Origin of the sequence: Cupriavidus plantarum (assembly GCF_905397285.1) — a bacterium.
Lineage (GTDB): Bacteria > Pseudomonadota > Gammaproteobacteria > Burkholderiales > Burkholderiaceae > Cupriavidus > Cupriavidus plantarum.
The window spans coordinates 372,995-394,542 of record NZ_CAJPUX010000005.1 but is presented as its reverse complement, the minus strand read 5'-3'; the positions used below and the strand labels follow the sequence as shown (position 1 = coordinate 394,542).

Here is a 21,548-nt window from a genome sequence, read left to right as displayed (position 1 = left end):
CAAGGGATGATCGCACAGTGCGGGAAGCAACGTCGCCGTGGAAAAACAAAACAGCCGGCGCGAGGCCGGCTGTTTCGGTGAGGAGCGGTACCAGCGTGTTACTGGAACAGCTTGGTCGCCTGCAGGATCGTGTTGTACACGCCCCAGCACAGCGGGATCGTGACATACAGCCAGAACGCCGCCAGCAGGCCTTTGTTGGTTTCGACGGATTTGTTTTCCATGTCGATGTTCTCCGTGAATGCGAAGGTGAGGTGCGCGGATCAGTGCGCGGGACCGGCGGCGCCGCCCATGCGCGCCACTTCCGCATCGCTCATGTGATGCTTCTCGTTGACGCGCGACACCAGCAGGTTGCAGATGAAGCCCACCACCAGCACGCCCGCCATGATGTGCACGGTCATCGTGTACGCCTGCGCGGCAGCCACGCCTTGCGAGACCTGGTACTCGCGCACGTAGTTCACGATCACGGGACCGGCGATACCGGCGGCGGCCCAGGCGGTCAGCAGACGGCCGTGGATGCCACCGACGTAAGCGGTGCCGAACATGTCCGCGAGGTAGGCCGGAATGGTCGCGAAGCCGCCGCCGTACATCGACATGATCACGCAGTAGGCCAGCACGAACAGCACGATGTTGCCCGAGGCGCCCAGTTCAGGCACCAGCCAGTACAGGATCGCGCCCAGCACGAAGAACACGAAATAGGTGTTCTTGCGGCCCAGAAAGTCCGACGACGACGCCCAGATGAAGCGGCCGCCCATGTTGAACAGCGACAGCAGACCCACGAAGCCGGCGGCGGAAGCCGCGTTCACGGTGGTCTTGAAGCTTTCCTGAATCATCAGCGAAGCCTGGCCCAGAATGCCGATGCCGGCCGTCACGTTCAGGAACAGCACGAGCCACAGCAGATAGAACTGGGGCGTCTTGAGGGCCTGGTCGATATGCACGTGGTTCTTCGAGACCATCTTGTTGACGGTCTGGGGCGGGGTCCAGCCTGCCGGCTTCCAGCCGGGCGGCGGGACGCGGATGGCCAGCGAGCCGATGGTCATGGAGATGAAGTACGCCACGCCCAGCACCAGGAAGGTCTGCGCCACGCCGACCGAGGTCGCGCTCTTGAAGTAGTTCATCAGCGCCACGGACAGCGGCGCGGCGATCATCGCGCCGCCGCCGAAGCCCATGATGGCCATGCCCGTCGCCATGCCGCGGCGGTCCGGGAACCAGCGGATCAGCGTCGACACGGGCGACACGTAGCCCAGGCCGAGCCCGATGCCGCCGAGCACGCCGTAGCCGAGGTACAGCAGCCAGATCTGGTGCAGGTACACGCCCAGCGAGGAGATCAGGAAGCCGCTGCCGAAGCAGCATGCCGCCGTGAACATGGTCATGCGCGGACCGACGCGCTCAAGCCACTTGCCGGCGAACGCAGCGGAAATGCCGAGGAAGAAAATCGCGAGGGAGAAAATCCAGCCCAGCGTGGTCAGCTTCCAGTCATCGGGCGCTGCCTCGGTAATGCCGATGGCCTTCGACAGCGGGCCATTGAACACCGAAAACGCATAGGCCTGACCAATGCACAGGTGCACGGCGAGGGCGGCGGGCGGCACCATCCACCGGGAGAAACCCGGTTTGGCGTAAGTCGCCTCTTTTGAAAAAAACGGTGCCTGGCCGTAAGCCACGCTGCCGCCATCATTCATGACACTGCTCATGATGTAAATCTCCAGACAAGGATCCGGGACAGTACGGCCAGGACCTGGCGTGTCCGGCCGGGTAGTCTGAGATACCCTCGCCGGATTGACCCCGTCACGCCGTGGCCGTACTGCCCAACGATGCCGCGCCGGCGAACGCGCGTGCGCGCCTGCCGTTGCGGCGTTTGCTACAAGAACGCCGATTGCTACGGACGATTGCGACGCGAAAAACTGGGCAGGGAGGGGCGACGCGCGTGGGCCGTGGACAGGCAGGCCGGGCGAGAGAGGGTGTCGGTGTCTGCGGTCATGGCGGGGGCGCCCTGACCTGTCTTGCTTGTTTTCATTGTCTTCCCGTAACGGGTCGGTGGATATATGCTTTGTTTTGCATATATCCACCTGAAAAATATTTTGGTCGAACCTTAGCGCTAGGCATTGGCGACTTCAATAGGAAAAGAATGACATATTCCAGTTTCAACTGAATGTCGCCGGTTCAGCGCGGATATACACCAATTAAATCGGTGCAAGTCGTCTGCTTTCTGCAACAGACTGGCGCCGAACGTATTGGAAAGAAGTGGGGACCGTCGATTTATGGCATGGCGGCGAGCGACCGATGCGCTACCCTTTCGGCAAAACATACGAGGGGTATTGTCAGGATGGACCTTGACCGCATCGATCGAGAGATCCTGCTGGCCGTGCAGGCGGACGGCCGCATCACCAACGCGAGTCTGGCCGACTCGGTCGGTCTGAGTGAAACGCCGTGCGCGCGCCGGTTGCGGCGCCTGGAGGCCGATGGCTTCATCGAGGGGTATCGCGCCACGCTCTCGCGCAAGGCGCTGGACCTTGGGCTGATGGCCTTCACGCAGGTCCGGTTCGGGGCGCACGACCGGGAGTTGTCGGAGCGCTTCGAACGCGAGGTGCAGGGCATTCCGCGCATCGTTGCCTGCCACAACGTAACCGGCACCGCCGACTACATGCTCACCGTGGTCGCGCGCGACCTCGACGACTACGGCGTGTTCGTGCGCGATGTCATCCGGACGTTGCCCGGTGTCACGGCGGTGGAGTCGGTACTGAGTCTGCGCGAGGTCAAGCGCCATAGCGGGTTGCCGCTCCTCTGACGGCGTTCCGCTCCGGTGCCGTGGAGCTTTGCTCCAATCGGCACCGGAAGCGCGCGGGATTTTACCTCGTTTTTACTTCGCGGCCGCGAGAATGGCGTCCGCAACGGCCTTCGGCTGCGAGACCATCGGGACGTGGCTGGCGTTCACCCTGACCACGGTCGCCTGGATCTTCTTCGCATCGTCGGCCTGCTGTTGCGGCAGGATCATCTGGTCCTTCTGCGCCAGCACGAACCACGACGGTTTGGTCTTCCAGGCCGCGCTGTCGCCAATCTTCTCGGCAAACACCTTCGACTGCACCGGGCCCTGCGTCGCGGCCATCAGCTTGACCTCGGCGGACGACACGTCCGGTGCGAAGTATGTCTTGAAGTCGGCGTCCGTCAGCGTCAGGAAGCCGCCGCTGTCGGCCACGAGGTTCTTCAGGCCCGGGGCCGGTGCGTACGACTTGCCGGCGTCGGCGACCGATTGCCCGGCTTCCGGCGCGAAGGCGGCCACGTACACGAGCGATTTCACCTTCGGGTTGTTGCCGGCCTCGGTAATCACCACGCCGCCCCACGAGTGGCCCACCAGCACGACGTCACCCTTCTGGGCATCGATCACGCGGTTGGTCGCGGCCACGTCGTCGGCCAGCGAAGTCAGCGGGTTCTGCACGGCCACGACCTTGTAGCCGCGTTGCTGCAGCGTCGGGATGACCTTGTTCCAGCTGGAGCCGTCGGCGAACGCGCCGTGCACCAGCACGATGGTCTTGCCGTTGGCCGGCTCCGCGGCTTCCGCCGGGCGGGCGGCCAGCGAGAACGCGGTGGCGGCTACGGCGCCGACGAGGGCGATGGTGGTGGTGCGATAGAAGCTGGCGATGCGGTCCATGATGATCCTTTCCGGGTTTGAAGAGGGGTGCGACAAGCGTGCGACGGACGAAGATTAGTGCACTAACAATTAGCGCGTCAATAGTTATTGCACAAAATATTTGCGTGCACTATGCTTCGTCAACATTGCCGCATTCCGCCCATGACAACCAAGTCCCCCCCGAAGCTGCGCCCAGTCGACCAGCGCCTCTGCTTCCTGATTTACTCGACCTCGCTGGCGATGACCCAGACCTACAAGCCGCTGCTCGAGGAAACCGGCCTGACGTACCCGCAATACCTCGCGATGGTGGTGCTCTGGGAACAGGACGGCATCGCCGTGAAGGATCTTGCCGCGCGGCTCGGCCAGGATTCAGGCTCGATGACGCCGCTGCTCAAGCGGCTCGAGTCCGCGGGCCTCGTCACGCGCCAGCGCACGCCCGGCGACGAACGCAGCCTGTCGCTGCGCCTCACGCCAGCGGGGCAGGCCATGCGCGAGAAAGCGCGCAAGGTCGATGCGGCGTTCGAGCGCGCCTGCGATCTCACCGAGGAGCAGGTGGGCCAGCTGCTCGATGGAATGGAAGTCTTGCGAGGCCATCTGCAAGGCCAGCGTTAGTGTCAACGTCAGTCTTCGCCCTGTTTCATATGACTCATTTAGCAGTCATGTTGTAACGAAACCGACATGTGATGTCCCTAGTATCGGGGCCGGTATTGCATCGACCCCACAAGGAGAAGACATCCATGTCGTACATCACGGACAAGCTTCGCGCCCCGCGCCGCGAAGCGGAAGGCGTCGTCACGGTTCCGGGCCAGAGCCTCGAAGAGATCGTTGCCGCGAACCCCGAGCGCCGCAAGGTGCTGCGTGGCAGCCTCGGACTTTCGCTGCTGTCCGCATTCGGCAGCGGCGGACTGCTTGCCGCCTGTGGTGGCGACGACGATCCCGCCCCGGCGCCGGCACCGGCGCCCGCTCCCACGCCGGCGCCGGCCCCGGGTCCGACGCCCGCGCAGCCGCTCGACTACAGCATCAACTTCAAGCCGCTCGAGTCCAAGCTCACGCCGAACACCGTGCTCGTGCCGGACACGTATTCCATGGAAGTGCTCTTCTCCGCGGGCGACCCGGTCACGGCGGGTGCCGCCGGTTACAAGGGCGCTTTCCAGAGTTCGATGGAAACCGAACAGCAGGCCGGCGGTAATCACGACGGCATGCACTACTTCACGCTGCCGGGCGTCGACCCGCAGAAGGGCGGCCTGCTCGTGATGAACCACGAGGCGATGGACAACCTGATCCTGTTTCCGGGCGGCACGTACAATGCCGCGACCGCGACGCCGGAGCAGAAGCGCATCGCGCTGTCGTCGGTGGGCGTGTCCGTCATCGAGATCGAACTGGTCGCCGGCAAATGGCAGGTCAAGCGCAACTCGCTCTACAACAAGCGCTACACGGGCAACACGATCTATCGCGTCTCCGGTCCGGCGGCGAGCGTGGTCGGCGCGACGGTGGTCGGCACGCTGAACAACTGCTCGAGCGGCCATACGCCGTGGGGCACGTACCTGACGTGCGAGGAAACCACGGACAACTACCTCGATCCGACGCAGCCCGACAACGGCTACGGCTGGGTGGTCGAGATCGATCCGCAGCAGGAGCTTCCGGGCTTGCCCGTCAAGCGCACCGCGATGGGCCGCTTCGACCATGAAAACACCGCGTTCATGACCGATGCCTCGAATCGCGTCGCGTTCTACATGGGCGACGACGGCACGCCGGGCTGCATCTACAAGTTCATTCCGAGCGTGGCGTTCGATGCGACCAATCGTCTGAACAACGCCAGCCTGCTCGACAACGGCAAGCTCTACGTGGCGCGCTTCAACGCCGATGGTTCGGGCGACTGGATCGAACTCACGCAGGGCATCAACGGCCTCGTCGCGGGCGCGACCGATCCGGGCAACACGACGCAGGGCCCGCAGACTCCGGTCAGCATCGACTTCAACACGCAGGCCGACGTGCTCATCAACACGAAGGCCGCCGCGCGCGTGGCCGGCGGCACGCTGATGGATCGCCCGGAATGGATCACGGTGGGGGTCGATCGCACGATCTACTGCACGCTGACCAACAATGGCGGCCGTCAGGTGGTGGATGCCGCCAACCCGCGCGTGAACAACTCGCATGGCCATATCGTGCGCTGGCACGAGCAGGGCGATTCGCCGCTGGCCACGACCTTCAAGTGGGAATTGCTGCTGCTGGCGGGCGATCCGTCGATCGCGGCCGCGAACCTCAAGGGCAACATGAAGGGCGCGACGTTCTCGAGTCCCGATGGCATACGCGTGGATCCGAAGGGCCGCCTGTGGGTGCAGACCGATGCTGGCACGGGCTCCAGCGTCACCAGCATCTTCGGCGCCAACTCGATGCACTACGTTGATCAGGTGACGCGCGAGGTCAAGCGTTTCCTCGTCGGTCCGGTCGGCTGCGAGATCACCGGCATCGCCTACACGCCCGACCTGACCACGTTCTTCATCAACATCCAGCATCCGACGGGAACGGGTCAGCCCAATGGCAACTGGCCCGATCCGGTGCTGCCGTCGCGCTCCTCGACGGTGGTCATCCGCCACAAGCAGGGGAAGCCCATCGGTGCCTGATCGCCCTGCGGACGGTTGCCATATACGCTATTTTTACGTGATGCGTTGTCACGACACGATGTCACGGGACCGTCATTAATACGCCGTAATATTTCGGTGTGGCAAACACCTCTGCCATCCCGCCGACGGCCCCAGGCAAGGGCTGGCGGGCGACATGTGGGTGTCGTCCGCCTCGGCATATTCGTCACCGCGACCATGCGTCGCGGTTTTTTTTTTTTGCGGTTTTCGTGTGTGGCGCGAGGCGGAGGAGCCGGACGCCGGAATGTCGGATGTCTTGAAATCCACTCGGGTTCAACTTCCTGTCACAAAAGCTTCTTAGCATCCGCGTCGGCCTGATGGATGTTTCGGTCGTCCTCACTTCACAACATACGAGAAAGACAAGCATGTTCGATAAGCCAGACGCTTCCCGCCGCAAGGCACTCAAGCTCCTCGCCGGCGCGCCGATGCTGCCGCTTGGTTTCGTTTCCACTTCGTTGCTCGCGGGTTGCGGTGGTGATGGCGACGACGTAGCGTCCACGCCGGCCGGCACGCCTCCGGCCACGACGCCCGCCGCGACCTTCACGACCGCCGAATTCACGGCCATGCCGGCGCCGACGCTGTCGAATCCGGCCGCCATGGCGACCACGACCGTGGGGTCGAGCCTGAAGGTGAACTTCAGCGACGGGTCGAGCCAGACCTACAAGCTGGCCTACCAGCCGTTCTTCGTGACGGGCGACATGGTGCCGAACGGCGCCGGCGGCCAGATTCTGGCGGGCGGTTACGTCGACATCAACAACCAGCCGATCATCGACGCTTCGGTGGCCGGCAAGGAGCGCCAGTTCTACTCGGACTCGCCGGACGGTACGTCGCTGCTCAAGATCGACGGGGCGAAGGTTGCGGGCGTGACGGGCAACACCGTGTTCGCGGTGGTGCAGTTCGAATACACGACGCGTGACCAGGCCGGTGCCAGCACGTACGGCTGCCTGCCGTCGCCGATCGCCGTGCTCACGCTCGACCAGAACCCGGCCACCGGCAAGCTGACCCTCGTGAAGTACCACAACGTGGATACGTCGAGCGCCAACGGCCTGTGGATTACCTGCGGCGCGAGCCTGTCGCCGTGGAACACGCACCTGTCGAGCGAAGAGTACGAGCCGGACGCATTCACGACCTCGACGAGCAACCTCACGCAGTACGCCGCGTTCGCCAAGAACCTGTATGGCAACGCTTCGATTCCGCTGAACCCGTACCTCTACGGCCACCTGCCGGAAGTCACGGTGAACGCGGATGGCACGGGCTCCATCAAGAAGCACTACTGCCTGGGCCGCATTTCGCACGAGCTCGTGCAAGTCATGCCGGACAACCGCACGGTGCTGATGGGTGACGACGCGACCAACAGCGGCCTGTTCATGTTCGTGGCCGACAAGGAGAAGGACCTCTCCGCCGGTACGCTGTATGTGGCCAAGGTTGGCGCGGGCTTCTCGATCGATCCGGCCGCCGCACCGGCGCCGCTGACGTGGGTCAAGCTGGGCCACGCCACGAGCGCGGAAGTGGAGGCGATGGCCAAGTCGCACCGCCCGACCGACATCATGGACGTCAAGTGGGCCGACCCGTCGGACACGAGCTACACGAAGATCTTCTCGGGTGGCGTGGCGCAGTGGGTCAAGATCGTTCCGGGCAAGGAGCGCGTGGCGGCATTCCTCGAAACTCACCGCTACGCCTACCTGATGGGCGGCAGCATGGGCTTCACCAAGATGGAAGGTACGACCGTCAACATCAAGGACAAGGTTGCCTACTCGGCGCTGCAGAACATCGTCGATTCGATGGTGATCAACAATGCCAAGGGCTGGAACGCGCAGAGCAACATCGGCGTGCCGGCCGCGCTGAACGCCGGTGGCGTGATGCAGCACAAGCTCGCCGGCGGCCAGAAGGACACCAGCGGCGCCGCCATCAACAGCGAGTGGGTGCCGGTGCAGACCAGCGCGCTGATCGTCGGCAAGGACATCGCCGCCGATGCGCTGGGCAACACGGCGGACCCGGAAACGATCGGCAACCCGGACAACCTCAAGTTCTCCGAGAAGCTGCGCACGCTGTTCATCGGCGAAGACTCGGGCCAGCACGTCAACAACTTCCTGTGGGCGTACAACGTCGACACGAAGAAGCTGACGCGCCTGGTGTCCATGCCTTCGGGCGCGGAAGCGACGGGCCTGCACGCCGTGGACGAAATCAACGGCTGGACCTACATCATGAGCAACTTCCAGCACGCCGGGGACTGGAGCAGCCTGCATGCCAAGGTGCAATCCACGCTGGATCCGCTGATCCGCGCGAACTACAAGGATCGTTTCGGTGCCGCCGTGGGTTACCTGACGGCCGATGCGACGAGCGTGAAGACCAGCAAGGTCTGAGTCGCTCCCGCCAGGCGCTGAAAACCGCGGCCTTCGAGCCGCGGTTTTTTTTGACGTATGGGGCGTGGAGAAATGCATGGTAGTCTGCTGTCTGGCTCGAAATACGCCGAATATCGCTATCGGCCTTGCACAAATCTATGAGCGAGAAGGACCGTTCTCCCGATGCACGCCAGCGCACCCTCTCGCTGCTGCGCGCGATGGCGCCGGACGAAGGCTACAACCTGACGGCGCTGCCGAGCGTCCGCATCCTGCGCTCGAACCGCGCGCTGTCGCGCACGCCGGTGCTCTATGACCCTGGTATCGTCATCGTGTGCCAGGGCCGGAAGCGAGGCTATTTCGGCGATCGGCTCTATCTGTACGATCAGGACCACTACCTCGCCGTATCGGTGCCGGTGCCGTTCAGCATGGAAACCGACGCGACGCCCCAGCGTCCGCTGCTCGCGCTGTACCTGCACCTCGATTTCGCGATGGCCGCGGAACTCGCCACGGCCATCGACCGCGAAGACGCGCCCGCGCGCGAACAACCGCCACAGAGCATGATGTCCACGCCGATGGACGGCGCCATGCAGGCGTCCGTCCTGCGCTTCCTCGAAGCCATCTCCCAGCCGCTGGAGGCCGCGATACTGGGCCCGGGCCTGCTGCGCGAACTGTATTTCCGCGTGCTGACGGGCGCGCAGGGCGGGGCCATGCGGCAGGCGCTGGCCATGAAGGGCCAGTTCGGCCGCATCGGCAAATCGCTGCGGCGCATCCACGCGGAGTACGCGCAGCCGCTGGACGTGACGCAACTGGCCGGCGAAGCGGGCATGAGCGTCCCCAGCTTCCACAGCCACTTCAAGGCCGTCACGCACGTTTCCCCGATGCAGTACGTCAAGTCCACGCGGCTGCATCAGGCAAGGCTGCTGATGGTGCGACAAGAACTGACAGCGGAAGCCGCCAGCGCGGCCGTCGGCTATACCAGCGCCTCCCAGTTCAGCCGCGAGTTCAAGCGGCTATTCGGCATGACCCCCGCGGCAGAAGCGAAGCGCATGCGAGAGGGGTTTGCCATCCCGGAGGCGTTCGACGACGCGATGTACGTGTCGTCGCATTGAGATCGACTCGATGACAATGTCGAGGTGCGTTGCCATTGGGTGAGGCAAGCGCTTGGACACATGAGCGGTTATTTCTTCGCCCGCCGCGCCTGCACGGCCGCGCTCAGTACTTCCAGCACGGCTGCCGAATCGTCCCAGCCGATGCATGCATCGGTGATGCTCTGGCCGTATGTCAGGCCGTGCGGGTCATGTTGGCCGGGCGTGAATTTCTGAGCGCCGGCGAGCAGGTTGCTTTCGACCATGACGCCGAAGATGGATGGGCTGCCGCCGCTGACCTGTTGCGCCACGTCTTTTGCCACGTCGATCTGGCGCTGGTGCTGCTTGCTGCTGTTGGCGTGGCTGCAGTCGACCATCAGGGTCTTGCCGAGGCCCGCGGTTTCCAGTTCGCGGCAGGCGTTGGCGACGGAGTCCACGTCGTAGTTCGGCGCTTTGCCGCCGCGGAGGATGACGTGGCAGTCCGGGTTGCCCTTGGTATGCACCGTCGCGACCTGGCCGTTCTTGTGGACGCCCAGGAAATGGTGCGGGCGCGACGCGGCCTGGATGGCGTCGATGGCGATCTTGATGTTGCCATCGGTGCCGTTCTTGAAGCCGATGGGCGCGGAGACGCCCGAGGCCAGTTCGCGGTGGATCTGACTTTCCGTCGTGCGCGCGCCGATCGCGCCCCACGAGATCAGGTCGCCGATGTACTGCGGCGAAATCACGTCGAGAAACTCGCCCGCTGCGGGCAGGCCCAGCCGATTGATGTCCAGCAGCAGGCTGCGCGCAATGCGCAGGCCCTCGTCGATGCGATAGCTCTCGTCGAGATACGGATCGTTGATCAGCCCCTTCCAGCCCGTGGTCGTGCGCGGCTTCTCGAAGTACACGCGCATCACGATCTCCAGCGTGCCGGCATACCGCTCGCGCTGCGCGAGCAGTCGCCGCGCGTACTCGAGCGCTGCCGCCGGATCGTGAATGGAGCAGGGGCCCATGATCACCAGCAGGCGGTCGTCGCTCCCATGCAGGATGCGCGCGATGCGCTGGCGCGTCTGCGTGACGAGCGATTCCACGGGCGTGCCGCGGATCGGGAAAAAGCGGATCAGGTGTTCGGGCGGCGGCAGCGGAATGATGTCTTCCACGTGCGCGTCGTCGGTCACGCTGGTGCGATCGGAGGACAGCTTGCGGTCTTCGTCGGAAGCAGGCTGGGGGTGTTGTTGTGGGTGGTTCATCGGAGTGGTTTGATCTTTTGTGCTGTCGTCCGGACGCATGTTAGCCGGATTGTCTTGCGTCTCAACCTATCTGGCGTTCTTCTCGAGCTCGTCCAGCCCCTGCCGCAACGCCTGCAGCTTCGCCCGGAAATCCGCGTCCTTGCGCCATTTCCACGCATGATCCAGCAGATCATCGACGGTCGTCTTCTTCACCGCCGCGATCTCGCGGGCCATCTCGAGGAAGTCGTCGAGCGCACGGCCGCCATCGTCGTTCCGGAACTCGGCCTCGTGTTTTTCCAGAAAGGGCACAAGCACATCCATCAGGCGTCCGAGCTGGCGCCCGTAACTATACCGTCCCGTGATGCGCCGCTCCGCCTGCGGGTCCGACGAGCCGGCGTAGTTGATGTTGAACAGCCCGACTTGCCCCACGGCCTCGCCCCACGCGCGAATCCATTGCGTCACATCGCCGCTCCACGGCGAGCGCTCGTTGTGCAGCAGCGCCCATGCCAGCCACGCTTGCCATGGATCGGGCGACGACGCGCCGTTGACGATCTCAGGATCTGATTGCATCTTGGCGCTCCTTTTCGCGGGGCCCGGTGAGTAACCCTGCAAGCGTAGAAAACGCAAGGGCATGCCGCAAGGCGGCCCGTTACGCGCGACCGCGGATGGTCGCCAGCGCCAGTCCAGCCCCGGCGAACGCGCAAAGCGCGCACACGAGCGACACCGCGCGCAGGCCGGCCGCAATGGCACGCGCTTCCGTCGCGGCGGGTGCCGACAGCGCGGCCTGATACGACCAGACGAAGACGATGCCCAGCACCGCGATCGCCAGCAGGCCGGCGACGCGGGCCACGGCATTGTTGATGCCGGCCGCCACGCCCGCATGGTCCGTGGAGACCGATCCCATGACCGTCGCCGTAAGCGGTGCGACGGTGATCGTCATGCCGAGTCCGAGCACCGCGAGGGCGGGAAAGAAACCCAACACGTAACTGTCGCGCGCGAATGGAAACGCGAGCATCGCGAATCCCAGTCCCGCGACGAATGGCCCTGCGGTCAGCAGCAGCCTCGCGCCGAAGCGTGCCGTCAGCCCACCCGTATAACGCGACAGCAGGCCGATGATGATCGGCACCGGCAGCAGCGCCATGCCCGCCTCGGTCGCGGTATAGCCATCCGCGCGGATGAGCGTATAGGGCAGGAAGAAGAGGATGCCGCCAAGACCGAAGTACAGCAGCAGCGTGACGAGGTTGGCGCCCGTAAAGTCGCGCGAACGGAACACGCCGAGGGGCATCATCGGGTGCGCGCTGTGGGCCTCGATGCGCACGAACCACGCGAGGAAGACGAGTCCCATGGCGGTCAGGCCGTAGACCATCGGATGCGCGAAGCCCTTGGCGGCCGCCTCGGTCAGCCCATAGGCCAGGGCGGCGAGTCCCGCCGTGGCGGCCGCCGCGCCGGGCCAGTCGAGGCGTGGCGGCGCGCCGGGCTTCTGGCTGTTCGGCACCGACGACATCGCGAGGGCGATCGTCGCGACGGCGAGCGGCACATTGAGCAGGAAAATGGCGCGCCACGACCATGCATCGACGAGCCAGCCGCCCACGACCGGCCCCACCGCGGAAGTGATGGCGCCTACGGCCGACCATGTGCCGATTGCCCGGCCGCGTGCCTCGCCTTCGAATACGGCACCGATGATGGCGAGACTGCCTGGCACGAAGAAGGCGGCGCCGATGCCCTGCACCGCGCGGGCGACGATCAGGAGCGTCGCGTTGGGCGCCAGTCCGCAGGCGATCGATGCGACGGTGAAGATCGTAATGCCAGCGACGAACACGGTGCGGCGGCCCAGCTTGTCGCCCATCGCGCCGCCGACGAGGGCCAGGGCGCCGAGAAACAGCAGATACGCGTTGACGATCCACTGCATCTCCGCAACGCTTGCGGCGAGTTCGTGCTGCATGGCGGGCAGGGCGACATTCACCACGGAGCCGTCGATAAAGGCCATGCTCGAGCCGAGAATCGTCGCGGCCAGCGCCATGCGCTTGTGCAGGCATGTGCGGTCCGATGCGGCGGGTTGTGCGCGGATGACGAGCGCATCGCAGGGTGTACCGTGCGCCGCGAGGGATTGCTGAGGCGTCGAGGCAGGGAGGCGGGGAGGGAGGTCGGGGCGGGGGGCGGCCAAGCTTGCTCCTGAACGGTGCGGTGTGGGGGAGGCTGCGGTGGCGCGAGACAAGTGAAACCGGCTGTGGGACCGGCAGTGGAACCGGCACTGGAACGGTTAGCGGAACCGGAACAGCCCGTGCCAGAAGTGCTCGAACGCGCCGAGCGGAGAGGTTGCTGGCTCTCGCGCGGAGTCGGGGTCCTGGGCAGCCGCCGTGTCGGGAACCTCCTCGACCGTCCTCCGCGACTGCTGCAACGCCCACACGCTATCGGCGATCCGCCCCGCCAGCCCGGCCTCGCACTCGCGCCCCAGCAGGACGCCGTACAGCACATCGCGCCCGTGCCCCTCGTCGGCGAAGCGCATCGCAACGGCGACCATCTTCTCGTAGTGCGCCTGCGCGAGCCGCCGCTCGGCTTCCTGCGCCTCGCGCTCCCGCGCCTCCTCGGCGGCATGCTCGGCCTCCCAGCGCCGCATCTCGCGTTCGAAGACGTCGTCGTAGACCTGGCGTTGTTCGGCATCGGACAGGATGGAATAGGCGTCGCGCACCTGCTGGAACGCCGTGTGCGCCTAGTCTTCGCGCCCGGGATTCCGGTCCGGATGCCACTTCATCGCCGCGCGGCGATAGGCGCGCTTGATCTCGTCGAGCGTGGCATCTGGCTGCACGCCAAGCGTCGCGTAGAGCGTGGTCATGGAAGCGGGACGTTGGGGGATGGGAAGCGGTCATCCTAGCACGCTCGCATGCCACGCTCGCATGCCGCGCGCATACCACGGGCGTACAATTTCTCGCGCGCTTAGTCCCCTCGCGCGCTCAGTCCCTGCAATAGCCTTCGCCCGTGCGCACCGTCAGGCAGTTCTTCTTGTCGGCGAGCCATTTCATGCCGGTCTCGGCGCCATGGGTGGCGCGAATGACTTCTCTGGCCCCGTCGCGCTCGAATGCGATGCCGCCGTCGGAATATCTGCCCTCGAACTTCCGCGGACCGTCGAGGTTCTGCACCGTGACGTCGTACTTGCCGTGGCCGCCGGCCAGTTCGAGGTACGTCCCTTCCGGCCCTGTCCACTTGCCGAGCCATTCGTCGGTACGCGGCGCGCTGGCGGAAACCGGAGCGTTGCCGGCTTGCTTGTCGGCGGACGCGTTACGGTCCGAGCATCCGGTCACGGAGACGATTGCCATCGTCAATGCGGCGAGGGAAAGCGGAAAGGTCTTCATCGGTCTGAGTGGACAGGGTCGGGCACAGGCGGATTTTCGCATGGGCGCGTAACCGGCTCTGTCCGCGCACGGCCGACATGGTTTCGCGTTTGTCTCGCGTTTGTCTCGCGTTTGTGCCGCAATGTCATGGCCCAGTCGAAGCTTCCGTTTTTGTGCCTGTCGGCTAGGCCATCGTCCGCGTATCTTCGTCCCTGTCATCAACGACTTACGGCAACAGGAAAGGACCCGACATGACCCGCTTGAACTGGAGAGAAATCGCCCCCGAGGGCGCCAAGGCGCTGTTCGGCATTCATCACTACGTGACCAGGGACACGAGCCTGCCCGAGGAGCTCGTGCATCTGGTGTTCCTGCGCGTGTCGCAGATCAATGGCTGCGCCTATTGCATCGACCTGCATAGCCGCGACCTGCGCAAGACGATGTCGATCGACAAGATCACGCTGGTACCGGTGTGGGAGGAGGCGCCCCACCTGTTCTCGGATCAGGAGCGCGCGGCCCTGGCCTGGGCGGAAGAGGTGACCCGCGTCAGCGAGACCCATGCTTCCGACGCAGCCTACGCGGCCGCATCGGCCGCGTTCTCGCCAAAGGAACTCGTCGACCTGACGATCACCATCGCGGCGATGAACGCCTTCAACCGGCTGGGCGTACCGTTCCGGCTGCCCGTGGCCGCGAAGGCATAACCGCCGACGCGATGGCGTAGGGGGGCGTCTTGAGGATGCCCGCGTCGCGTAAGCTCCCGCTGCCTATTGCCGGGACGGTCGCTCGGATATCCGCCCGCCCCTGAGAGGACGCCCCTCGGCTCAGGTCTGGATCGCGCGGGCGATGGCGGCGCCCATGTCCTGTGTCGTGGCGGTGCCGCCGAGGTCGGGCGTATGGATGCGGTCGGTGTGTCCGAGCACCGTTTCGATCGCTCGCATGACTGCTGCGGCCGCTTCCGGTTGGCCGAGGTGGTCGAGCATCATGGCCGCCGACCAGATCTGGCCGATCGGGTTGGCGATGCCTTTGCCCGCGATATCGGGTGCCGAGCCATGTACCGGCTCGAACATCGACGGATACTTGCGCTCGGGGTTGATGTTGGCGCTCGGCGCCACGGCGATGGTTCCCGTGATGCCCGGACCGAGATCCGACAGGATGTCGCCGAACAGATTGGACCCCACCACCACATCGAACCGCTCGGGCGACATCGCGAATCGCGCCGCGAGGATATCGATGTGGTACTGGTCCGTGCGAATGCCCGGATACTCGGCGCCGATCGCCGCGAAGCGTTCATCCCAATAGGGCATCGAATGGAAAATGCCGTTGGACTTCGTGGCCGAGGTGACGTGATCGCGCCCGAGCTTGCGTGCCAGCTCGAAGGCGTAACGCATGATCCGATCGGTCCCGCGCCGCGTGAAGATGGCCTCCTGTGTCACGAACTCGTGCTCGGTGCCCGCGAACATGCGTCCGCCGACCTGCGAGTACTCGCCCTCCGTGTTCTCGCGCACGATCCAGAAGTCGATGTCGCCGGGCTTCTTGTTGGCGAGTGGGCAGGGCACGCCCGGCAGCAGCCGCACGGGCCGCAGGTTGACGTACTGGTCGAACTCGCGGCGGATCGGAATCAGCAAGTTCCACAGCGAGACGTGATCGGGCACGCCGGGGAAGCCCACCGCGCCAAGAAAGATCGCGTCCGAATCGCGCAGGCGCTCGATGCCGTCCGCCGGCATCATGCTGCCCTGCGCGTGATAGCGCGCGCAACTCCAGTCGTACGTCGTGAACGACAGCTGGAAGCCGAACCGTTCGCTGACGGCCTTCAGGACACGAATCCCCTCGGGGACGACTTCATTGCCGATGCCATCGCCGGGAATGACGGCGATCTTGTATTGCTGGTTGGTGATCATGATGAGGGTGCGGAGGTCAGTGGGCGGCGGGCGGTTGCGACAACAGGGCGACGAGCTCGGGAACGGTTCCCGTCGCGCGCTGCACATAGGCGCCCGCGTACGTCTCGCGGATAGCCGTCGAAGTGGTGTGGCTCGCGCCGATCTCGCGTGCCATCGTGTCGTAGTACGTCATGTCCTTCAACGCGTTGGAGATGGTGAAGCGGAAGCCCGAGCCATCGCCACGCTCGATGAACGGACGCAGCCGCTCGAGGATCACGCCCGCGCCGCCACCCTTGGCCAGCACATCGATGAGCACCTCAGGATCCACCCCGCCGCGCGCCGCGCAGGCGGCGGCCTCCGCAAGGACCGCCGAGAAACCCAGCGATACGAAGTTGTGCAACAGCTTCAGCCGGTGGCCCGAGCCCACAGGCCCCGCGAACGTGATGTTTTCCGCAAAGCGCTGCAATAGCGGCTCGCATTCCGCGTAGAGCGCCGCGTCGCCTCCCACGATCAGGTTCAACCGGCCTTCCGCGGCCTCCTTGGGGGTGCGCGTCATCGGCGCATCGAGGAACTTGCCGCCAGCCTTCTGCACCGCGGCGGCAATGCGCTCGGTCGAGGAGGGAATCGCCGTCGAGCAGTCGATCACGATCGTGCCCGGCCGCAGCGCGCTCAGCAGCCCGTTGGGACTGAAGAGCACGTCTTCGACCTCGGGCGTTCCCGTCACGCAGAGGATCACGATGTCTGCCCGCGCCGCCAGATCGGGAATCGTCGCGGTCTTGCTGGCGCCGGCGGCCAGCAGCGTGTCCAGCGGCTGATTGCCCGGATGCTCGAGTACCACGAGCGGATAGCCATGCCTGACGATGTTGGACGCTATCCCATGGCCCATCATGCCGATGCCGATCATGCCTACGGTCTTCATCATGCTGTCTCCTGTTGCGTTGATGGATGCAAGGTTACCGGGCCGCCAATCCGCCGGCGCAGATGTATTTGACCTCGATATAGTCCTCGATGCCGTACTTCGAGCCTTCCCGTCCGATCCCCGATTCCTTGACCCCGCCGAACGGCGCCACCTCCGTGGAGATCAGGCCCTCGTTCAGGCCGACGATGCCGCATTCGAGCGCTTCCGCCACACGCCACGAGCGCGCGTAATCGGTCGTATAGAAGTAGGCGGCCAGTCCAAAGGGCGTGTCGTTCGCCATCGCAACGCCTTCCGACTCGGTCTTGAAGTGGATCAGCGGCGCGACGGGGCCGAAGGTCTCCTCGTTCATGAGCTTCGCCTTCGGCGAGACGTCGGTCAGGATGGTTGGCGTAAAGAAGCGGCCGCCCAGTGCGTGTGCGCTGCCGCCCGTGAACACGCGCGCGCCCAGCGCCACCGCGTCGTCGATGTGCTCGCGCACCTTGTCCACCGCGGCGTCATCGATCAGCGGGCCGAGGTCGACGCCCGGCGACATGCCGTCGCCCACCTTCTGCGCCTCCACGGCGACGCGCAGCTTCTCGGCAAAGGCGTCATAGACGCCGTCCTGCACGAAGATGCGGTTTGCGCAGACGCAGGTCTGACCGGCATTGCGGAACTTGGAGGCCATGACGCCCGCGACCGCGGCGTCGAGGTCGGCGTCGTCGAAGATCAGGAACGGCGCATTGCCGCCGAGCTCCATCGACACCTTCTTCACGGTGCCCGCGCACTGTTCGAGCAGGGTCTTGCCGACCTCGGTCGAGCCCGTGAACGACAGCTTGCGCACCACGGGGCTTTTGGTCAGCACGTTGCCGACGACGGACGCGGAGCCCGTCACGACGTTGAGCACGCCATCGGGAATTCCCGCCTCTTTGGCCAGCGCGGCCAGCGCCAGGGCCGAGAACGGCGTGGCGGATGCCGGCTTGATCACGATGGTGCAACCTGCGGCCAGCGCGGCACCGGCCTTGCGCGTGATCATCGCGTTCGGGAAGTTCCATGGCGTAATCGCGGCCACCACGCCCACCGGCTGCTTGATCACGACGATCCGCCGGTCCGACGACGGCGCGGGAATCACGTCGCCATAGATCCGGCGGGCTTCTTCCGAGAACCACTCGAGAAAGCCCGAACCGTATGCGATCTCACCGCGCGATTCCTTCAGCGGCTTGCCCTGCTCGAGCGTCAGGATGGTGGCAAGGTCTTCCTGATTGGCCATGCACAGGTCGTACCACCGGCGCAGCAGCTTGCTGCGGTCGCGGGCACTCGTGGCGCGCCATGCGGGCAGCGCTTGCTCCGCGGCGGCGATCGCCTTCTCGACATCCGCCGCCGTCATGCGCGGCACGGAACCGATCGACTTGCCGGTGGCGGGGTTCGTGACCGGCACCACCTCGCCATCGGTGGCATCTACCCATTGACCGTTGACGTGGCACTGCTGGCGAAACAAGGAAGCGTTCTGAATCTGCATGAAAGCGACTCCGCGTTGGATGTGTTGGCGTTGGGGAGGGAAGGTCAGGAAATCAGGTTGGTTGGGCGTTCGCCACGGCAGATATCAGGTTGGCCGGGCGTTCGCCTCGGCAGATATCAGGTTGGCCGGGCGTTCGCCACGGCGCAGGGCGGCCAGCCCGTCGAGCAGCAGCCAGCCCATGGCGTTGCGGGTTTCCTCGGTCGCGCTGCCGATGTGCGGGCTCAGGAAGACGTTGTCGAGCTGACGGTAGCGCGGGTCGAGGTTCGGCTCATTGGCGAACACGTCGAGTCCCGCGGCAAAGACGTGGCCGGACTGCAAGGCCGCGATAAGCGCGTCGTCGCTGACGATGTCGCCGCGCGAGATATTCGCCACGACCGCGCCGCGCGGTAGCGCGGCAATATGCGCGGCGTCCAGCGCGCCCTTGAGTTGCGGTGCGCCCGGCGCCGCGACCATCAGCATGTCGCTGTGCACGCACAGGTCTGCGAGCGTGGCATGGTAGATCGCACCGTCCTCCAGCTCCGCGGGTAGACGCGAGCGATTGTGATAGTGGATCCGCATCCCGAACGCGCGCGCCCGTGTCGCGATCGCCCGCCCGATGCGGCCCATGCCAAAGATACCGAGCCGCTTGCCGACGAGGCCCTTGCCAAGCAGCTGCGTCGGCGCCCAGCCCGGCCATTGACCGCCGCGCACCATGCGATCCGCTTCGTAACCGCGCCGTGCCGCGTTGAGCAGCAGCATCATCGCGACCTCCGCGCAGGCGTCGCTGAGGACATCGGGGGTATGGAGGACGTCGATCCCGAGCTCGCGGGCGGTGGCGAGGTCGATATGGTCATGGCCGACCGACAGCGTGGCCACCGTCTTCAGCGCTGGCGACAGGTTGCGCAGCAGTTCGCCATCGATGCGCTCGGTGGCGGTCACGAACAGCACGCTGACGTCCCGCGCCCGCTCGGCAATGGCCGCCGGGCTCAGCAGCGCGTCGCTCTCGTTCCGATCCACGCGGAATCGCGCCGCCATGGCGGCCTCCACGTCCGGCGGCATGCGCCGGCAGACGAAGGCTTTCTCCAACGTCTCGGTGTCGTAATCGTTGTGGCTTTCCGGCGGCATCGACATCTTCTCCAGGCTGGAAACTAGGTTGTATTACAAATTCATCGTATCAATGTGTCAAGCAAATTTATTTGGGGTGCTATGATTCCGGACATCCGCCATCAGCACTCGAGCACCCATGGAGCAGCGATTACAGGACATCAGGGACGAACCGGCCGGCAGCCGCGGCGGCTTCGAACCCACGCTGGCCGACCGGGTCACGGAGTTCTTGTCCGGGCAGATCCGCAAAGGGATCTACCCGGTCAATGCGCGCCTGCCGACGGAGAAGTTCATGACGGAACAGTTCGGCGTCAGCCGGACGGTGATCCGCGAGGCCATCTCGCGGCTGAAGTCGGAAGGGCTCGTGGAGAGCCGCCAGGGCAGTGGCACGGTGGTACTCGATCCGGCCAGCGCGGAGGTCTTCCGATTAGGCCGCGGCAATGGCCATAGCGACCCGGCCGTGGGCGTCATCCGTATCCTCGAACTGCGCCGCGGCATCGAGGCGGAGATGGCGGCATTGGCGGCGGTACGGCGAACGGACGCGCAAATGGCCGACATCCGTGATGCCCTCGCGGCGATCGACCGCGCGGTGGACGCGGGCGGCGACGGCGTCGAGGAAGACCTCGCGTTCCACATCGCCGTCTCCCGCGCGACGGGCAACCCGCACTACACGGAGTTACTCGGCATGCTGACCCGATCCCTGCGCGACGCCATCCGCCTGACCCGCGGCAATGAATCCCGCCGCAGCGACCTCACGGCGCAGGTCCGCATGGAACACGCGGAAATCTGCGCCGCCATCGACGCCCAGGACGCCCCCCGCGCGCGCGAAGCGGCATTTCTGCATATGCGCAACACCGAAGCGCGCATCTCCACGGCGGAACGGGACTTCTGGACGGGCGACAGCCGCACGGCGGCCCAGCGGCTGGCGGGCGCGGATCTGGCGACGGTGTTGAGGCGGGGTGGTTAGCCTTCGGCGGGAAGCAGCGCGAGATTGCTGAGCGCGTGGACCCCGCGCCATGCCTGCGTGTCGATCGACGCCACGATCAGTCGCAGCATCGCGGCTTCGATGGTCCGGCATGCCAGGCTGAGCCGCGCCGAACCCGCCACGCAAAGAAAAACGCGGCGCGACAGGGAAGAGTCCGAGATCGGAAGACAGGTGTAGGCGCCGGGCGGCTCGTTGGCCAGCGCGCTCCATGGCAGGATCGTCCAGCCCATGCCGGCGCTCACGGCGGACAGTAATACCGACACCGCGCTCGTTTCCGCCACCAGCGTCAGATCGAGCCCCGCCGCGATAAACGCGCGATCCGTCAGCACGCGCACGGAATTCGGAAAGCTGGGCAGCAGGAGCGGAAGCTGTGCCACGTCCGCCAGCGTGAGCGGCGATTCGTTCGTCGATGAGCCGGGCCCGACGGCCATGAGGTCTTCATCGAGCAGCGGCAGCAGATGCATGTTGGGCCGTTGCTGAGAATCCATCGAGATGCAGATGTCCAGTTTCTGCATGGCAACGAGTTCCGCAAGATCGGCGCTGCTGCCTTCAACGATTTCCACGGTCACGTCGGGGACGTTGTCCGCGACGTATCGGAGCAGCGGCACGGCGAGGACCCGCGACGTGCTGGTCGGCAGGCCGACGCGCACATGCCCAGAGGGTACGTCACGGCCATGACGCACAGCCGCATGGGCTTCTTCCATTTGCCGGAGGACCATCTTGGCATGGCGGTAGAGAATCTTGCCGGTCTCTGTGGGGCGCGCGCCGAAGGGGCCGCGCTCGAGCAACTTGGCATCGAGCTCGGCTTCGAGGTTCGCGACGTGCTGGCTAAGCGACGGCTGAGCGATATGCAAGGCCTCCGCGGCCGCGGTAATGCTTTCGAGCTCGACGATACGGGAGAAATAACGAAGCTGACGGAAGTCCATGGGGGGATACAGCAAGGGAGTCGAGGCCCGACACTAGC

Annotated in this window: 19 protein-coding genes and 1 pseudogene; 7 read left to right on the top strand and 13 right to left on the bottom strand. The window is 65.3% G+C overall.

The window, feature by feature from the left end; translation table 11 throughout:
• Nucleotides 1–98: 98 nt before the first annotated feature.
• Both KHP16_RS21850 and KHP16_RS21845 read right to left on the bottom strand, forming a co-directional pair.
• Nucleotides 99–221, bottom strand: coding sequence for an MFS transporter small subunit (locus tag KHP16_RS21850; RefSeq protein ID WP_109583840.1), 123 nt, complete (start codon nt 219–221; stop codon nt 99–101).
• Nucleotides 222–260: 39 nt separating this feature from the next.
• Nucleotides 261–1,688, bottom strand: a complete 1,428-nt coding sequence (locus KHP16_RS21845) for an L-lactate MFS transporter (protein ID WP_109583841.1) — start codon at nt 1,686–1,688, stop codon at nt 261–263.
• Nucleotides 1,689–2,320: 632 nt separating this feature from the next.
• On the opposite strand from KHP16_RS21845, the gene KHP16_RS21840 reads away from it, so the two are divergent.
• Nucleotides 2,321–2,782: an Lrp/AsnC family transcriptional regulator gene (locus tag KHP16_RS21840; protein WP_109583842.1), complete on the top strand. Its 462-nt coding sequence runs from the start codon at nt 2,321–2,323 to the stop codon at nt 2,780–2,782.
• Between the two features lie 72 nt (nt 2,783–2,854).
• Here the strand turns inward: KHP16_RS21840 and KHP16_RS21835 are convergent, their stop codons facing one another.
• On the bottom strand, nt 2,855–3,643 hold the full coding sequence (locus KHP16_RS21835; RefSeq protein WP_109583843.1) for an alpha/beta fold hydrolase: 789 nt from the start codon (nt 3,641–3,643) through the stop codon (nt 2,855–2,857).
• 141 nt (nt 3,644–3,784) lie between these two features.
• Between KHP16_RS21835 and KHP16_RS21830 the strand changes: the two genes are divergently transcribed.
• From KHP16_RS21830 to KHP16_RS21815, 4 genes are all read left to right on the top strand, one after another.
• Complete coding sequence (locus KHP16_RS21830; protein ID WP_109583844.1) at nt 3,785–4,234, top strand: MarR family winged helix-turn-helix transcriptional regulator; 450 nt, start codon at nt 3,785–3,787, stop codon at nt 4,232–4,234.
• A 125-nt stretch (nt 4,235–4,359) separates the two neighbouring features.
• The gene (locus KHP16_RS21825) at nt 4,360–6,246 is read left to right on the top strand and encodes a PhoX family protein (protein ID WP_121492311.1); all 1,887 of its coding nucleotides are present in this window, start codon (nt 4,360–4,362) and stop codon (nt 6,244–6,246) included.
• Between the two features lie 383 nt (nt 6,247–6,629).
• Entirely contained in the window at nt 6,630–8,627 is a 1,998-nt protein-coding gene (locus KHP16_RS21820) for a PhoX family protein (protein WP_109583846.1), read from the top strand.
• Nucleotides 8,628–8,764: 137 nt separating this feature from the next.
• On the top strand, nt 8,765–9,715 hold the full coding sequence (locus tag KHP16_RS21815; protein ID WP_109583847.1) for an AraC family transcriptional regulator: 951 nt from the start codon (nt 8,765–8,767) through the stop codon (nt 9,713–9,715).
• A 68-nt stretch (nt 9,716–9,783) separates the two neighbouring features.
• Here the strand turns inward: KHP16_RS21815 and KHP16_RS21810 are convergent, their stop codons facing one another.
• From KHP16_RS21810 to KHP16_RS21790, 5 genes and pseudogenes are all read right to left on the bottom strand, one after another.
• Nucleotides 9,784–10,920: a 3-deoxy-7-phosphoheptulonate synthase gene (locus KHP16_RS21810; protein ID WP_109583848.1), complete on the bottom strand. Its 1,137-nt coding sequence runs from the start codon at nt 10,918–10,920 to the stop codon at nt 9,784–9,786.
• 66 nt (nt 10,921–10,986) lie between these two features.
• Entirely contained in the window at nt 10,987–11,469 is a 483-nt protein-coding gene (locus KHP16_RS21805) for a hypothetical protein (RefSeq protein ID WP_211961113.1), read from the bottom strand.
• Nucleotides 11,470–11,548: 79 nt separating this feature from the next.
• Complete coding sequence (locus KHP16_RS21800; RefSeq protein WP_244835942.1) at nt 11,549–13,063, bottom strand: MFS transporter; 1,515 nt, start codon at nt 13,061–13,063, stop codon at nt 11,549–11,551.
• Nucleotides 13,064–13,159: 96 nt separating this feature from the next.
• Nucleotides 13,160–13,732, bottom strand: a pseudogene (locus KHP16_RS21795) (J domain-containing protein).
• A 118-nt stretch (nt 13,733–13,850) separates the two neighbouring features.
• Nucleotides 13,851–14,213, bottom strand: a complete 363-nt coding sequence (locus KHP16_RS21790; protein ID WP_244214740.1) for a hypothetical protein — start codon at nt 14,211–14,213, stop codon at nt 13,851–13,853.
• A gap of 266 nt (nt 14,214–14,479) precedes the next feature.
• Here KHP16_RS21790 and KHP16_RS21785 point away from each other — a divergent pair, with 266 nt between their 5' ends.
• Nucleotides 14,480–14,926: a carboxymuconolactone decarboxylase family protein gene (locus KHP16_RS21785; protein ID WP_109583853.1), complete on the top strand. Its 447-nt coding sequence runs from the start codon at nt 14,480–14,482 to the stop codon at nt 14,924–14,926.
• 120 nt (nt 14,927–15,046) lie between these two features.
• On the opposite strand, the gene KHP16_RS21780 is transcribed toward KHP16_RS21785, so the two are convergent.
• The 4 genes from KHP16_RS21780 to KHP16_RS21765 all read right to left on the bottom strand — a co-directional run bounded on the left by KHP16_RS21780 (nt 15,047) and on the right by KHP16_RS21765 (nt 19,620).
• Nucleotides 15,047–16,123 carry a tartrate dehydrogenase gene (locus KHP16_RS21780; protein WP_121492317.1) on the bottom strand — a complete coding sequence of 359 codons (1,077 nt, stop codon included), beginning with the start codon at nt 16,121–16,123 and terminating at the stop codon, nt 15,047–15,049.
• Between the two features lie 16 nt (nt 16,124–16,139).
• Nucleotides 16,140–17,021, bottom strand: a complete 882-nt coding sequence (locus tag KHP16_RS21775; protein ID WP_208648281.1) for an NAD(P)-dependent oxidoreductase — start codon at nt 17,019–17,021, stop codon at nt 16,140–16,142.
• 34 nt (nt 17,022–17,055) lie between these two features.
• Nucleotides 17,056–18,516, bottom strand: coding sequence for an NAD-dependent succinate-semialdehyde dehydrogenase (locus tag KHP16_RS21770; RefSeq protein ID WP_115954231.1), 1,461 nt, complete (start codon nt 18,514–18,516; stop codon nt 17,056–17,058).
• An 84-nt stretch (nt 18,517–18,600) separates the two neighbouring features.
• Entirely contained in the window at nt 18,601–19,620 is a 1,020-nt protein-coding gene (locus KHP16_RS21765; RefSeq protein WP_244835941.1) for a 2-hydroxyacid dehydrogenase, read from the bottom strand.
• Between the two features lie 118 nt (nt 19,621–19,738).
• Here KHP16_RS21765 and KHP16_RS21760 point away from each other — a divergent pair, with 118 nt between their 5' ends.
• Nucleotides 19,739–20,566 carry a FadR/GntR family transcriptional regulator gene (locus tag KHP16_RS21760; RefSeq protein WP_115954232.1) on the top strand — a complete coding sequence of 276 codons (828 nt, stop codon included), beginning with the start codon at nt 19,739–19,741 and terminating at the stop codon, nt 20,564–20,566.
• Here the strand turns inward: KHP16_RS21760 and KHP16_RS21755 are convergent.
• Nucleotides 20,563–21,510, bottom strand: coding sequence for a LysR substrate-binding domain-containing protein (locus tag KHP16_RS21755; RefSeq protein WP_211961112.1), 948 nt, complete (start codon nt 21,508–21,510; stop codon nt 20,563–20,565). The two genes, KHP16_RS21760 and KHP16_RS21755, sit on opposite strands and share 4 nt — an antisense overlap.
• Nucleotides 21,511–21,548 lie beyond the last annotated feature (38 nt).

Coding starts and splice junctions, on each gene's coding strand:
- KHP16_RS21845 (WP_109583841.1), bottom strand. CDS start 1,688: ATGAGCAGTGTCATGAATGATGGCGGCAGCGTGGCTTACGGCCAGGCA.
- KHP16_RS21810 (WP_109583848.1), bottom strand. CDS start 10,920: ATGAACCACCCACAACAACACCCCCAGCCTGCTTCCGACGAAGACCGC.
- KHP16_RS21820 (WP_109583846.1), top strand. CDS start 6,630: ATGTTCGATAAGCCAGACGCTTCCCGCCGCAAGGCACTCAAGCTCCTC.
- KHP16_RS21760 (WP_115954232.1), top strand. CDS start 19,739: ATGGAGCAGCGATTACAGGACATCAGGGACGAACCGGCCGGCAGCCGC.
- KHP16_RS21830 (WP_109583844.1), top strand. CDS start 3,785: ATGACAACCAAGTCCCCCCCGAAGCTGCGCCCAGTCGACCAGCGCCTC.
- KHP16_RS21755 (WP_211961112.1), bottom strand. CDS start 21,510: ATGGACTTCCGTCAGCTTCGTTATTTCTCCCGTATCGTCGAGCTCGAA.
- KHP16_RS21815 (WP_109583847.1), top strand. CDS start 8,765: ATGAGCGAGAAGGACCGTTCTCCCGATGCACGCCAGCGCACCCTCTCG.
- KHP16_RS21785 (WP_109583853.1), top strand. CDS start 14,480: ATGACCCGCTTGAACTGGAGAGAAATCGCCCCCGAGGGCGCCAAGGCG.
- KHP16_RS21770 (WP_115954231.1), bottom strand. CDS start 18,516: ATGCAGATTCAGAACGCTTCCTTGTTTCGCCAGCAGTGCCACGTCAAC.
- KHP16_RS21765 (WP_244835941.1), bottom strand. CDS start 19,620: ATGCCGCCGGAAAGCCACAACGATTACGACACCGAGACGTTGGAGAAA.
- KHP16_RS21825 (WP_121492311.1), top strand. CDS start 4,360: ATGTCGTACATCACGGACAAGCTTCGCGCCCCGCGCCGCGAAGCGGAA.
- KHP16_RS21780 (WP_121492317.1), bottom strand. CDS start 16,123: ATGATCACCAACCAGCAATACAAGATCGCCGTCATTCCCGGCGATGGC.
- KHP16_RS21805 (WP_211961113.1), bottom strand. CDS start 11,469: ATGCAATCAGATCCTGAGATCGTCAACGGCGCGTCGTCGCCCGATCCA.
- KHP16_RS21775 (WP_208648281.1), bottom strand. CDS start 17,021: ATGAAGACCGTAGGCATGATCGGCATCGGCATGATGGGCCATGGGATA.
- KHP16_RS21840 (WP_109583842.1), top strand. CDS start 2,321: ATGGACCTTGACCGCATCGATCGAGAGATCCTGCTGGCCGTGCAGGCG.
- KHP16_RS21835 (WP_109583843.1), bottom strand. CDS start 3,643: ATGGACCGCATCGCCAGCTTCTATCGCACCACCACCATCGCCCTCGTC.
- KHP16_RS21790 (WP_244214740.1), bottom strand. CDS start 14,213: ATGGCAATCGTCTCCGTGACCGGATGCTCGGACCGTAACGCGTCCGCC.
- KHP16_RS21850 (WP_109583840.1), bottom strand. CDS start 221: ATGGAAAACAAATCCGTCGAAACCAACAAAGGCCTGCTGGCGGCGTTC.